The organism is Proteus penneri (assembly GCF_003144535.1).
Lineage (GTDB): Bacteria > Pseudomonadota > Gammaproteobacteria > Enterobacterales > Enterobacteriaceae > Proteus > Proteus penneri.
This window is the reverse complement of record NZ_PHFJ01000005.1, coordinates 242,851-258,424: the sequence shown is the minus strand read 5'-3', so window position 1 is coordinate 258,424 and position 15,574 is coordinate 242,851. Positions and strand designations below refer to the sequence as shown.

At 37.5% G+C, this 15,574-nt stretch carries 6 protein-coding genes; 3 read left to right on the top strand and 3 right to left on the bottom strand.

The annotated features are described in order from the left end of the window. Positions 1-309: 309 nt before the first annotated feature. The 3 genes from dapB to carB all read left to right on the top strand — a co-directional run bounded on the left by dapB (position 310) and on the right by carB (position 5,975). Positions 310-1,131: a 4-hydroxy-tetrahydrodipicolinate reductase gene (dapB, locus tag CUB63_RS08975; RefSeq protein ID WP_109847904.1), complete on the top strand. Its 822-nt coding sequence runs from the start codon at positions 310-312 to the stop codon at positions 1,129-1,131. A 435-nt stretch (positions 1,132-1,566) separates the two neighbouring features. Then, a complete protein-coding gene (gene carA / locus CUB63_RS08970) occupies positions 1,567-2,730 on the top strand; it encodes a glutamine-hydrolyzing carbamoyl-phosphate synthase small subunit (protein ID WP_109847903.1) in 1,164 nt (387 codons plus the stop codon). 17 nt (positions 2,731-2,747) lie between these two features. Beyond that, positions 2,748-5,975, top strand: a complete 3,228-nt coding sequence (carB, locus tag CUB63_RS08965) for a carbamoyl-phosphate synthase large subunit (RefSeq protein ID WP_109847902.1) — start codon at positions 2,748-2,750, stop codon at positions 5,973-5,975. Positions 5,976-6,102: 127 nt separating this feature from the next. Here carB and CUB63_RS08960 read toward each other — a convergent pair whose 3' ends face one another. The 3 genes from CUB63_RS08960 to CUB63_RS08950 all read right to left on the bottom strand — a co-directional run bounded on the left by CUB63_RS08960 (position 6,103) and on the right by CUB63_RS08950 (position 15,406). Continuing rightward, positions 6,103-13,182: an Ig-like domain-containing protein gene (locus CUB63_RS08960; protein WP_109847901.1), complete on the bottom strand. Its 7,080-nt coding sequence runs from the start codon at positions 13,180-13,182 to the stop codon at positions 6,103-6,105. A gap of 208 nt (positions 13,183-13,390) precedes the next feature. Next, the gene (dkgA, locus tag CUB63_RS08955; protein ID WP_109847900.1) at positions 13,391-14,221 is read right to left on the bottom strand and encodes a 2,5-didehydrogluconate reductase DkgA; all 831 of its coding nucleotides are present in this window, start codon (positions 14,219-14,221) and stop codon (positions 13,391-13,393) included. A gap of 27 nt (positions 14,222-14,248) precedes the next feature. Beyond that, positions 14,249-15,406 carry an iron-containing alcohol dehydrogenase gene (locus CUB63_RS08950; RefSeq protein ID WP_109847899.1) on the bottom strand — a complete coding sequence of 386 codons (1,158 nt, stop codon included), beginning with the start codon at positions 15,404-15,406 and terminating at the stop codon, positions 14,249-14,251. Positions 15,407-15,574: the final 168 nt, after the last annotated feature.

Genomic DNA, 15,574 nt, shown 5'->3' with positions numbered 1-15,574 from the left:
ATAGACGACTATTGCCTTTGAGATAAAAATTAATCACATTTAGTTTAAAATCAAGAGAATATTTAGCCATAGAAAAACACCCCAAAGTTGGTGTCCAACTTTTGGGGTGCAGTTCAATAACTCTGCTTTTTTTATGCTAAAAGTTAAGTTAAATGAATAATCATGCTATTCATCTCTTTTACTGATAATCACTAGGGTTTTGTGTGTTTTTCTTATCTTGAACGTTAAATGCTGGCATCAAGTGGATGACCTCGCTAATCTGTAAACAATAAATAGAGATCATAAGTATTGTTTAGGAGAAATTTAGTTATGTCTGCGAAAGAACTTCGTCTTGCTGTTGTTGGTGCGGGTGGTCGTATGGGGCGCCAATTAATTCAGGCAATTTCTCAACAAGAAGGAACTGTGCTAGGTGCTGCTTTTGAACGTACAAATTCTTCATTAATTGGCTCAGATGCGGGTGAATTGGCTGGCATTGGTCATATCGGTGTCACGGTAACTGATAACTTATTAGCACAAGCTAATGCATTTGATGTATTAATTGATTTTACACGCCCCGAAGGAACGCTTTCTCATATTGAATTTTGTGTAGAACAACAAAAAGGCATGATTATCGGTACGACTGGCTTTGATGATGAAGGCAAAAAAGCGATTGAAAATGCGGCTAAAATTATCCCAATTGTATTTGCTGCTAACTTTAGTGTTGGTGTCAATCTGGTACTTAAATTACTTGAAAAAACCGCTAAAGTGATGGGTTCTTACAGTGATATTGAAATTGTAGAAGCGCACCATCGCCATAAGGTTGATGCCCCATCAGGTACTGCATTAGCAATGGGGGGATCTATTGCAGAGGCACTGGGTCGTGATCTTAAAGAGTGTGCCGTTTATGAGCGAGTAGGACATACGGGAGAGCGTGACCCTCAAAGTATTGGTTTTGCTACTATTCGTGCGGGGGATATTGTGGGTGAACATACTGCGATTTTTGCCGATATTGGTGAAAGAGTCGAGATAAGCCATAAGGCTTCTAGCCGAATGACATTTGCAAATGGTGCGGTAAGGGCAGCTATTTGGTTAAGTTGTAAAAAATCAGGTCTATATAATATGAAAGATGTGCTTTCTTTAGAAGAATTGTGATTTTTTATTATTTTTAACTATATGAAAACTCATAATCATTTGTTTAATTGTGGGTTTTTTTTATTTGATTTTTTGTTTTTATTCTGTTTGTTCTTATTTGTGTTATTTATCTCTTATTTTTTCTGTTTTTTTTCTAAAAATAGAACATATCACGCCGTATTTTCTTTTAAAATTTCATTTTTAAATTATCTTGGTAAGCAAACGGTTAAATCTGTAAGATTTGTTGTGTTAATTGTCACTTGGTTAATTAAATTGCTAATGATTGATATTTTTTTAATTAAAAAGGTGTTTTTTCTAGACATCTGCCCATTCGATCTTTAGAATGCGCCCAATTTGCCAAAAATTTGCCCAATTTTATGTTTTTGGCATTGATTTAGAGTCTTAAATCTGAATTAATATGCATGAAATGTGATTTATTATTCTCTGGAGGGCGTTTTGATTAAATCAGCTATACTGGTTCTAGAAGATGGGACCGAATTCCACGGCAAGTCGATTGGCGCAGAAGGCGCCGCCATCGGTGAAGTCGTTTTTAACACTTCAATGACTGGTTATCAAGAGATACTAACCGACCCGTCTTACTCCCAACAAATTGTTACTCTCACCTATCCCCACATTGGCAACACCGGCGTTAATCATTCAGACGAAGAATTAGAAACTATTCATGCTCAAGGCTTAATTATTCGTGATTTGCCATTAGTGATGAGCAATTATCGTGCTCAAGAAACATTATCTGATTATCTTAAACGCCATAATATTGTTGCAATTGCAGATATTGATACACGTAAGTTAACGCGCTTATTGAGAGAAAAAGGCGCACAAAATGGCTGTATTATCGCCGGGGATCGCCTTGATAGCCATGTTGCGCTCGAAAAGGCTAAATCATTCCCGGGTTTAAAAGGCATGGATTTAGCCAAAACAGTAACCGTTAAACAACCTTATCAGTGGACTCAAGGCAGTTGGACGTTAGAAAATGAATTACCAGAGGCTAAATTGGCGGCTGAATTGCCATTGCATATTGTGGCATATGATTTCGGTGTGAAACGTAATATTTTACGCATGTTAGTTGATCGTGGATGTCGAGTGACTGTTGTGCCTGCACAAACGCCAGCGCAAGATGTTTTAGCGCTTTCACCTGATGGTATTTTTCTTTCAAATGGCCCCGGGGATCCAGAGCCCTGTGAGTATGCCATTAACGCCATTCAAACCTTTTTAACCACTGATATCCCGGTATTTGGTATTTGTTTAGGGCATCAGCTATTAGCATTAGCGAGCGGTGCAAAAACCATCAAAATGAAATTTGGTCATCATGGTGGTAACCATCCGGTTAAAGATTTAGATAAAAATACGGTGATGATCACAGCGCAAAATCATGGGTTTGCTGTTGATGAAACATCTCTTCCCGCCAATTTACGTGTGACACATAAATCTCTGTTTGATGGTTCTTTACAAGGCATTCATCGTACAGATAAACCAGCATTTAGTTTCCAAGGCCATCCAGAAGCCAGCCCTGGGCCACATGATGCCGCACCTCTTTTTGATCACTTTATCGAGCTAATCGCGCAATATCGTCAAAACCTGCAATCAGTAACAACAAAATAAATCAGGAGCGAAAGAAAATGGCTAAAAGAACAGATATCAAAACAATCCTGATTTTAGGTGCAGGGCCGATTGTAATCGGACAAGCGTGTGAATTTGATTATTCAGGCGCTCAAGCATGTAAAGCTCTACGTGAAGAGGGATATCGAGTTGTTTTGGTAAATTCAAATCCTGCAACCATTATGACCGATCCTGAAATGGCCGATGCAACGTACATTGAGCCTATTCACTGGCAAGTTGTGAGAAAAATTATCGAAAAAGAGCGCCCTGATGCGGTATTACCGACAATGGGTGGGCAGACAGCACTGAACTGCGCTTTAGAATTGGAGCGCCAAGGTGTTTTAGCTGAGTTTGGTGTCACCATGATTGGGGCAACAGCTGATGCGATTGATAAAGCAGAAGATAGGCAACGCTTTGATAAAGCGATGAAAAAAATCGGCTTAGATACTGCTCGTTCAGGTATTGCACATAATCTTGATGAAGCTTTTGCTGTCGCTGAACAAGTTGGTTTTCCTTGTATTATTCGCCCTTCATTCACGATGGGCGGAACGGGTGGCGGTATTGCCTATAATCGTGAAGAATTTGAAGAAATCTGTATTCGTGGTTTAGATTTATCACCAACCAATGAACTATTAATTGATGAATCACTGATTGGTTGGAAAGAGTACGAAATGGAAGTCGTGCGTGATAAAAACGACAACTGCATTATCGTCTGCTCTATCGAAAACTTCGATGCAATGGGAATTCATACGGGGGATTCCATTACTGTCGCGCCAGCACAAACACTTACCGACAAAGAATATCAAATTATGCGTAACGCCTCGATGGCAGTATTACGTGAGATAGGTGTTGAAACGGGTGGCTCTAATGTTCAGTTTGCTGTTGATCCTAAAACAGGGCGTTTGATTGTTATTGAAATGAATCCTCGAGTGTCACGCTCTTCTGCCTTGGCATCCAAAGCAACAGGTTTTCCAATTGCTAAAGTTGCCGCAAAATTAGCAGTAGGTTATACCCTTGATGAGCTGATGAATGACATCACAGGAGGAAGAACTCCTGCTTCTTTCGAGCCTTCTATTGATTATGTTGTGACAAAAATCCCTCGCTTTAATTTTGAAAAATTTGCAGGAACCAATGACAGATTAACTACGCAAATGAAATCTGTTGGTGAAGTGATGGCAATCGGTAGAACGCTACAAGAATCTATGCAAAAAGCGTTACGAGGCCTTGAAGTTGGGGCAACGGGTTTTGATCCTAAAGTTGATTTAGACGACCCTGAAGCATTAACCAAAATTCGTCGAGAGCTAAAAGATGCAGGTTCTGACCGAATTTGGTATATCGCAGATGCTTTCCGAGCAGGGCTGTCTGTTGATGGTGTGTTTAACCTTACTAATATTGATCGTTGGTTCTTAGTTCAAATTGAAGAAATTGTTCGTCTTGAAGAAAAAGTTGGTGAAATAGGCATCAAAGGGTTGAGTGCTGATTTCTTACGTCAGCTAAAACGTAAAGGCTTCGCTGATGCGCGTTTAGCAAAAATACTTAACGTAAAAGAGCACGTTATTCGCCAATTACGAGAACAGTATCAGCTACATCCAGTCTATAAACGTGTTGATACGTGTGCGGCAGAATTTGCGACAGATACAGCTTATATGTACTCGACTTATGAAGAAGAGTGTGAGGCTAATCCCCATCAAAACAAACCTAAAGTCATGATCTTAGGTGGGGGGCCAAACCGCATAGGTCAAGGAATTGAATTTGATTATTGCTGTGTACATGCGGCGCTTGCGTTACGTGAGGACGGTTACGAAACCATCATGGTGAACTGTAACCCTGAAACGGTTTCAACAGATTATGACACTTCTGACAGACTCTATTTTGAACCTGTCACATTAGAAGATGTGCTTGAAATTGTACGTATCGAAAAGCCGAAAGGGGTCATCGTGCAATATGGTGGGCAAACCCCACTGAAATTAGCAAGAGCGCTAGAAGCTGAAGGTGTGCCAGTCATTGGTACAACACCAGATGCTATTGATAAAGCCGAAGATCGTGAACGCTTCCAAAAAGCCGTTGATAAATTAGGCTTAAAACAGCCTGAAAATGCTACTGTAACAGCGTTAGAAGAGGCGGTAGAAAAAGCACAATTGATTGGTTACCCGCTGGTGGTTCGCCCTTCTTATGTCCTTGGTGGGCGCGCAATGGAAATTGTTTATGACGAAGTTGATTTACGTCGCTATTTCCAAACCGCTGTCAGTGTGTCAAACGATACCCCTGTCTTATTAGACCGTTTTCTTGATGATGCGATTGAAGTCGATATTGATGCGATTTGTGACGGCAAACAAGTCGTGATTGGCGGTATTATGGAGCATATCGAACAAGCAGGTGTTCACTCCGGTGACTCAGCTTGCTCATTGCCTGCTTATACCCTAAGTAAAGAAATTCAAGATGTGATGCGTAAACAGGTTCGTGAACTTGCTTTTGAGTTAGGTGTAAAAGGGTTAATGAATGCACAATTTGCGGTGAAAGGTGATGATGTTTATCTCATTGAAGTCAATCCTCGAGCTGCTCGAACTGTGCCTTTTGTGTCAAAAGCTACGGGTGTGCCATTAGCCAAAGTTGCTGCGCGTGTCATGATTGGCCAAAGCCTTGAAGAGCAGGGTGTAACAAAAGAAGTTATTCCCCCTTATTACTCAGTAAAAGAAGTCGTTTTACCTTTCAATAAGTTTGCAGGCGTTGATCCGATTTTAGGGCCAGAAATGCGTTCAACAGGTGAAGTGATGGGCGTTGGAACAACCTTTGCACAAGCTTTTGCTAAAGCGATGTTGGGTAGCAACTCTACCATGAAGAAAAAAGGTAGAGCACTTCTTTCTGTGCGAGAGGGTGATAAAAAGCGTGTTGTTGATTTGGCGACGAAATTACTAAAAAGTGGATTTGAATTAGATGCTACACATGGTACAGCTATTGTATTAGGTGAAGCAGGAATAAATCCACGTTTAGTCAATAAAGTGCATGAAGGGCGACCGCATATTGAAGATAGAATTAAAAATGGTGAATATGACTATATTGTGAATACCACTTCTGGTCGTCAAGCCATTGAAGATTCAAAGATTATTCGTCGTAGTGCATTAAGATATAAAGTCCATTATGACACGACATTAAATGGTGGATTTGCGACAACACTGTCATTAACGGCAGATCCTACAGCGGATGTGATATCAGTCCAAGAGATGCATAAAAATATAAATAAAGCTTAAGTTTATTTATTGTTGTTATAATAATCCCGAATATAAGGAAACTCGTATTCGGGATTTTTTCTATTACTATTTAAAAAAACCACATTATTTTTAAATAATGTGGTTTTAAATTTAATTTATTTGTTTATCAATAGGTGCCATTAAAGCCATTCCAGTTGAAGTTCTTTGTGATTTCTTGTTTATTTCCATATACATCTATGGTTAGTTTAAATACACCATGACCTGAGTCTTTAATCCTACATTCTTTATCAATAGCATATTGTGATGATGTTGTCTTAAATTCATGAGTATTCTCCGATGTCTTACTCAAGGCAAAATCATTTGGATAAACTATATTTTGATTAATTACTCCTTGTGATAGGTTCGATGGATTTAACGTTATATTATCTATTCTCGCAGTTAACTTGATTGGATAAAGTAAATTTTTAGTATCACCCTTAAATTCTATTCTCGGTATTACTGTAAAATGTACGGTGCTTGTTGCCATCGCATCTTGGCAAGATGGTGCTGAACTACCACTATCTGTATATAAAAATTGAGAATTAAGACTAATTGAAATTAAATTTTCAGCCGTTTGTGCAGAAATTGATTTAACCGCAATGTTATATTCTTTAGGATAAGGTTTATCATTTAAATCAAACGTGATCACTTTTAATTTCAAATTTTGTGGCTTATTTATGTAAGGTTCAGTTGGAGAGATAATAACAGGATCAGTTATATTGTTTTTAGGGCTATAATTTTGTCTTTCCTCTCGTTGGAGCAAATTATTCTTATCATCATACAGTTCAAAATTAATAGCGTGAGGTGTTTCTATTGAGCTCCAATTAACAGTAAAGCTATTATCTGAGATGTAAACAGGTTGCCAAGATAAATTGTTAGCATTTGAGGCAATCGTCTCTCTACCGGCAGACTTAAATTTTACTGAATCAATCGTAATATAAGGTGCAGGTTTTACCATAATATTATAACTATTATGGTTATCATGATAATAAGCATCATCTTTAATTGATAATGTGAGTGTGGCTCTTCCTACACTTAAGTGGGTGATCGCACCTTCCGGAGTGACTTCTACAACACTTGGATTACTACTACTCCAAATGGCATTAATACCAGTAGGCAGTGGAGGAGTCGGTGCCTGAGCGGTCAATACGCCATTTGACAATGCATCAACAATTAATGTTTCATCTGAATTTTTAAAATAATAATTTATTGTGCCTTTATCTTGCGTGTAATCAATGACTGTACTTGATGACTTAAATTGTTCTGTTGCTTGAGATAATACGGTAATGCTTGTATCGCCTGGTTTTATTGGTGTAATTTTTCCTTGTTCATCGACTGCTATTATAGCTTGTTTGTAATTGACAAATTGCTTAGGTGGTGGGTTGTTTGTGGCATCTTTATTGGTATATAAAAGCACCACTTGTTGCGGAATATTATCATTCCAAATTGAGTTTAATTGAGATTCTTTGGCGACTAGTCCGACATCCGCTTTCTCAATCACCAAAGGATAACTACTTTGAGCAGGTTGATATTGATTATTACCTGATGTTTGTAGTGTGATAATAGCAGTACCTGCTTTTTTCATTGAAATGCTACCGGTAGCCGTATTAATAGAGGCAATAGCCGGATCAGAGCTAGACCACATCACGTCAATATTATTAGGCAATCCTGTATAACCTAATGCGCTGATTGGTGCAGAAGCGTAGGTTTCTTGCTGGATTTGTTTGTCAAAAATAATATTAGGTTTCGGGATAGTGACTTTTATGGTTAATGGTTTTGCAATGGTTAATCCTTCCGCTTCAGCAGTTAAGATAATATCTGTTTTAACATTTGAAGTAAGATTGGTTTGATATTTACCATTTCCTAATGAATTTAGTGGGTTATCACTAAAATTAGGCTTACCACTGACTGTTTTTATCGAAACTGTTTTACCATCAATCGTATTATCGTATTTATCTATTAAATTTACAGCGAGTAGGGCGCTATCTTTATCATCTCCACCTATTGATTGACGGCTACTCGTAAAGGTTGATTTATTGACATCGATGTTAGTTGGATTTACGGTTACATCCTGAATTTGCTTATGATTATTTAAATCAAGATAAGCACTCATTTTCAATATACCCGCAACCGTGCTGGTGACTTTTGTTCTTGCGATACCATTTGTATCTGTATAGGTACTAAAGTCATAGTCATCAGCTAAACCTTGTAACTTCCATGACACAATAACGTTAGGCAATATATTGTCATTAGCATCCACTATAGTTGCTTGATAATTAACCCCTTTATCTCCAGCAATCATACTTGTTCTATCGACATTGACAGATTTGATTTGCCAGGTTGTTGCATCGGCATGAAGTTGTAAGGTTTTTTGTTTTTTGAAATCAACACCGTTAACTTTAACACTTAATTGTGCCGTACCTGATTTAGTCCCCGTTGCTTCAATTTCATAATGACCCGGAGAGACTTGTTTGGCTGGGCTAAACTGAATCGTTGGGTTATTAGCGATCCCTTCAACTTGCTGATCTGGCAGAATATTACCGCCTTTATCTTTAATTGTTAAAGTGAGTAATGCTTTATCTGTGCCATTGGCGATGATTGTTGCCGGTATTAAGTTGATTTCTGAACTGTTTTCATCAACATCATCTGCCACAAAATTGACATCAGGGGCAGAATAACTACCTGAAATTAATACGGCGTTAACTTTAGCAATACCCGCAGGATTACGTGTTAATTTAACGTCAGCAATACCTTTGCTGTCTGTAAATGTCAGTGGTTTAGCAAGTAAACTATCTTTATCCGTTGTCCATGTCACACTAACGCCACTGTTAACAGGATTATTATTTTTATCACTGATATAAGCGTGGTAAATGATAGTATCGCCTGCATTAGGTTGTGTATTACTTATCACAAATTTGTCAACTTTGGCTGTCTGGTTGTTAGGCATAACAGTTAATTGCGCTGTTTGTGTGAGTGTGACCGAATTAACTTTAGCACTGATCGTTGTTTGACCTGCTTTTAATGCACTAACTTGAGCTTGATAAACCCCAGTTGAGATTTCATTAAATGCTGTTGTGGTTGCGGTTAAATCAGTACTGTAGTTAACGCTGATGTTGTTCTCTAGCCCTGTTAATAAATTATCGTATTTATCTTTTAACGTTAACGTGATTTGAGAATGCCCCGTTTCAGAAATAATCGTGTTAGGGATAAGCGATAATTGAGATTTATCAGCAGAAATCACATCAGTATTAAAGTTAATCAGATGGTCTGCATCGAGAGATTGTTGGCTATCAAGCATCGCTGTAACTTGCGCAATACCTGCTTGCGTACTACTTAAGGTAATTTCTGCAATCCCATTTTTATCGGTTTTACTGATAGGTAATGAAAGTTTGCCTAGAGAAGTTAACCAACCCACAGCAACGCCTTCCATATTTGAATTACCTTGTTTATCAACAATTTTTGCACGGATAACAACTTTATCTTTCCCATTTGCGGTGACATCAAAAGGCGCGATAACATTAACCTCATTAATTATGGCATTTTGCTTATCAGCGATAAAACCAAGAGGTTGCGTTAAATTAAAGGTATTACTTGCATTCGTATATTGGGCACGAATAAGACTAATACCTTCTTGTTTACCGCTGATGGTTGTCTGATAAATGCCAGTATTGATTTCTTTGAGTGCACTAAATTTTATTGTGTTGTTGTCACCAGAGAGAGTAATAAATTTATTTTGTTTCGGAACTGGATTACCAAATTTATCTTTTAAGTTTATTGTGCCGGTAGCAAGTGATTGGCCATTGGCAATAATAGATTGAGGTTCAATCAAAAATGTACTTTGTGATGTATTAACTTGACCGGCAATAAAACGAAGATTTGTTGTAGCGCTTTGGCTATTTTCCAGAGTTGCTGTAACAGTTGTCGGTTGTGCTTCAGTTCCTTTTATTACAATTTGTACATTCCCATTGTCATCAGTTTTTACCATATTCTCACTCAACACATTATGGGTTGAAGACCAGAATACGGATTGTTTTATTAATGGATTATTTTCAGCATCCGTAACATGTGCCATTAAGGTAATTGTATCGTGATTATCTGCGATCGCTTCTGTTTTGTTATTTACAGCTGTTAAGACAATATTGGCACTATTCGGGTCGGCAATAGCGGTGAGTGTCAATTGTGCTTTTTCTTTATTTGAAAGCGTGGCAATAATCTCTGTTGCACCTGCTTTTTTGGTTTGAATTTTATTGGTTGTTTGGCCTTGATTATCGGTCACACTCTTTTGTTTATCGAGTGTGGTAGAGGCACTAGATTGCCATTCAACAGTGACGTTTGGTAATGTATTACCAAATTTATCTTTCACCACGGCGGTGAGTATTGCTTGTTCTTTATTGTCTGCAATTAATTCAGTTTTATTCGTGGTTAAAGTGATTAAACCTTGTTTGTTATTCGCAATAAAAGTAATCGGTAATGCATCAAGTGATTCATTACCAATACGGGCTGTGACAATAACATCAAAGGCTTGAGTACTGGTTACTGTCGTTTGAGCAACACCTTGGTTATCTGTTGTTGAAACTTCATTAATAGGAACAATCTGTTGGTCCCGATTAGTAGACCAAATTATTTTCGCATTCGGTAAGATGTTGTGATTTTTATCTTCAACAACGGCGGTAAATGTTACTGCTGTTTTGCCATCTGCAATATAGGGGGCTGCCGATGGTGTCACTGAAATAATTCTACCGTTGGATTGATCGGCAATAAATTGCGTTGTCTTTTTCGTGTCTATTTTATTAACCCGTGCTATTACAGTGACTGTGCCTGCTATTTGACTGGTCATAGTTGTTGATGCATTACCTTGACTGTCCGTCAGTAACTCAGTTTTTTTAAGCTGAGCTTGATTATCAGCAGATAATTGAATTTTGGCATTGGGAACAGGGTTGTTATTTTTATCTATGATATTGAAAGCAATTAACTTTTCATCGGTTCCATTGGCAAATGAACTATTTGGGTTAATAGTGAAAGTGTTTATTTTTGCTGAATTAATATCGGCAATGAAATCAACATTAGTTGAATAGGTAATGTTTTTAACACTCGCATTAATTATGCTTTTACCAATATGTGTATTGGTGATTGGAGCAATGATTTTACCTTCAGCATCAGTATTTGCTTGCCTAATAATTGTTGCGCCATTATCCGCAGTAAAAGAGACTGGATAGTTAGGAATTCTATTGGCATTAATATCAGTTACAATAGCTTGAATTTTATTTTGGCTTTTACCATCAGCAGGTGCGTGGTTTTTAATCACGGTTAATCCACCTTTAGCAATAATGGCAGAATGTGGATCAGCAATAAAAGTCACTTGTGCCTGATTAAAGGTGTTATCTCTAAATTTGGGCGTTAATGTCACTGTTTCAGGCGTACTTCCTGCGGTGATTGTAACTTGATATTTCCCTGCATCAATTCTACTGAAATGTGAAACTTGGCTATTGCCAGCTGGATTATCAGACTGAATATTTAATGAAAGTTCTTTTAGATTGATATCAATGGGAAGTTTATCGTTATCGAGGATTGATAAGATCAGATTTTGTGCAGAATGATTGTCGGCAGGTAGTTGCGTTGTTTTTGGTGTAAATTGGCTATTTTGTGTATTAATCGCAGATTGATCAACCGTGACTTGACTCTGTACTGGATCAGAACGATTACCTTGTTCATCAATAGCAACAGCGCTTATTGTGTAGCTATTTGTTTCTGCTGAACCAGCGATATGACGAGGAAGAATGATTGAGTAACTAAGATTGTTATTATGATTAATCTTACCTCCATTGGCAATTAAGCGGCTCGCAGACCATTCAATTTGTTTAACGGGATATTTAGAGTGCACTTGCACACCTAAATCTTTTTCTTCTTTTGCGTAACCATTAATTGTCGGTGCAATAGAGAGGAATACTAAGGTTTTCTTTTTATATTCAAGAACAATGTCGTTGTTTCTATTTACAAAATCATAGCGATTCCCAGACATTAAACGTGTTGCTCTAACATTATCTGGATTAAGTTGTGAAGAGAGTGATTCCCCAAGTCGATATTGGATATTTATATCAAATTTATTATCACTATTATCGTTTAAACCAAAACGACGTTCAGCACCGAAGGTAATTAAAGGCACTGGTGTATAAGTAAGTCCAGCTGTATAAGCGTGGGGGTTTTCTTGGCGATTATCTTTGCCAAATAACCCGACTTCTTTACCGTAATATTGTTCAAAAATAAGTTTTGCACCTAGTTGTGGATAAGCAGGCAGGTAGCCTTCTGTACGAATATCCCAACCATTAGCTGGACGCTCGTTATAATCCATAACATCGTCAGAAGTACGCCAGTTAGATAGACGGTGGTAATGATTTACACTTAATTTAAAATAGTCTCGCCATACTTCAGCACCCACACCGAAACGGCTGTGATATCGACTTAAATCGTAGTCATAAAAAGCATTAAGACCAACCATAAATTTATCAGTAAAATGTCGATAACCAATGCCTTGGTTTAATTGGCTACGAGAATCTTTACGATGATAACTGGTTTGAGAGAAAACTAAGTTCTTCTCGCTATCATAGAGTGGAATAAGAAGATCAGCAGAGCTTCCTTCCAAGGTGAATTTTTTATCTGTTGAAAGTGAGACTTGAGCATGACCAAATTGATTTAACCATTGTTCTATTTGTTGATTGGCTTTACTTGAAATTCGGCTTATTGCATATTGCGTCGCATCGGTATCTTTATTTAATAAAGATGAATTATCGACAATAATTTGAGCTAGTTCTTGCTCGTTAGTCGAAGGGATAGGAATATCTTGATTGTTATTATTTAACCATTTTTTTGTCAATAAAGATTCGTTGGGTATATTAAGTGTTATACCTGCCTTTATTTTTAATTTGCCGACTAAAGAGACATAATCAGGATTAGCCTCAATAAGTTTAAATAGTTTTATATTAAATTGCTTGGCGATAGATTCTGGTGTATCACCTGCTTTAACTTGATAGGTTTCCTGTTTTTTTAATAAATTAATAGCTTGTTTTTCTTGGTTATTTCCATTAGCAAACACATTTGCTGGCAGCGTTGCAGAGATAGGAAAAGCCAGTTGAATAAAGATATTAAACCAAGCAACTTTCTTTGTGATAGAAGAAAGCTGAGGGGTTAGTCCACTTTTAAATTTTGTCATTTTAAACTCACCAAAATAAATAATGATGAGATTCTCTTATTTATAGATGTTTTAGATATCAGAAAGTGAACGTGAATTAATTAATTTAGGTATATGTAAAAAATTGAGGTCAAAAAATAAAATGGAAGTAAAAAGAAGGCTGAATATTTTTTTATAGAAAAGCCAATAGAAAATCTATTCTATTGGCTTTTTAATTAAGGAACAAAAATTAGATATCGACAAAGAGATCAGGATCAGGACCTAAACGTTTTTTCTGTTCAAGAACGGTAATTTCAGCTACTTCTTCTTTTTCTAATTTAAAATCAAAAATATGGAAGTTTTCTTCAATACGAGAAGGTGTAACTGATTTTGGAATAACCACAAGTCCACTGTCTAAATGCCAGCGTAAAACAATTTGCGCTGGGGTTTTATGGTATTTTTCAGCCAGTTTTTGAATAATAGGCTGATCAAAGACACCTTCACCACCTTGTGCTAATGGGCTCCAAGATTCAGTCACAATATTATGAGTAGTATTCCAAGCTCTTAATGGTGCTTGTTGCATTAATGGATGAATTTCAATCTGATTAATAACAGGAGTGACACCGGTTTCTGTAATGATGCGTTCCAGATGTTCTTCTTTAAAATTACAGACACCAATGCTTTTTACTAATCCTTCTTTTTGCAGAACAATCATTTGCTTCCAAGCTTCGACATAAAGTTCTCGTGAAGGAGCCGGCCAATGCATTAAATAGAGATCAATATAATCAAGTTGCAAACGCTGGAGACTTTCTAATAAAGCACCACGGGCATGAGACTGATCGTTATTCCATAATTTTGTTGTGATAAAAAGTTCATCACGAGGAACGGTGATCTGTTTTAACGCTTTACCTACACCTTCCTCATTGTGATAAATCGCTGCTGTATCAAAAAGACGATAGCCTGTATCAAGTGCGTGATGAATAGCTTTAACAACTTGATGATTATCTGCTTTCCACACACCAAGACCAAGTTGTGGGATGGTATTTCCATCAGATAATTTGATCAGTTTAGGTTTATCCATTTTTACCTCCAGAGTTGCATAAAGTACTTAGAGTGCCGCTGTATAAATACGTTGACTGACTTCTAATGTGATATCTTGATGCTCACCGAGTGCAACTTGTCCATGCTCTTCCAATTTTCGCACTAATGCGGGAATATCTTCTTCACCGATTTTGAAATCAGCCAGTCGAGTTCTAAGTCCCATTAATTCAAAGAATTTTCGAGTTTCATTAATCGCAGTTTCAGTTTTAAAAGCGTCAGAACCTTGGTTTATGCCCCAAACTTTTTGTGCATATTGAATTAATTTGCCGTATTTAGCTTGGCGTTTTTCATTTAATAATGCAGGTAAAACAATAGCGAGGGTTTGCGCATGATCGAGTCCGTGTAAAGCCGTGAGTTCGTGACCTAATGCATGTGTTGCCCAATCTTGAGGAACCCCCACACCAAGAATACCATTTAGCGCTTGTGATGCCGTCCACATTATATTAGCACGGATATCATAGTCTGTAGGTGATGACAGCGCTTTTGGTCCTTGATCAATCAAAATACGTAAAAGGCCTTCGGCATACTCATCTTGTACACGAGCATTCACTGGATAAGTGAGATATTGCTCTAAGATATGAATAAAAGCATCAACAACACCGTTGGCTGTTTGTCTTGGTGGTAAAGAATAAGTAGTTGTTGGATCTAAAATAGCACAATGAGGGTAAATATGAGGACTGGCAAAGCTTTGTTTATCCATTGTCTGTTTTCTGCTGATAACAGAGAAACTGTTGGTTTCAGTACCTGTTGCAGGAAGTGTTAATACACAACTTAAAGGTATCGCTTTCTCAATGACTTTACCGCGACTTGTTACAATTTCCCATGGCTCGCCTTTATAAGGGATAGCGGCTGCAATAAATTTTGTACCATCAATAACGGAACCACCACCGACGGCTAATAAATGCGTGATCCCGTGGTATCTGGCGTAAGAAACGGCTTTCATTAGTGTTTCATAGGAAGGATTCGGCTCAATACCACCAAATTCATGAATTTGATGGCCAGGAAGTGCAGTATAAATTTGGTCTAATACGCCATTGCGTTTAATACTACCACCACCATAAGTTAATAAGATACGCTCATTTTTGTCTATTTCAGAACGTAATTTTTCTATTTGGCCTTGACCAAAATGGAGGCGAGTCGGTGAGTAATAAGTAAAGTTTTGCATTTTGTATCCACCTTAATTTATTGTTCTGAATATACAGTTATGATAAATCATCAGGAAAAAGTGTTTTACTGTATCTAGATAAAATAACATGACGCTAATATAACTATAAGGCTATGGAAATGAGAATGGAATGGCTTTTCTTATGACCATAACGGTTCATATTGTTGT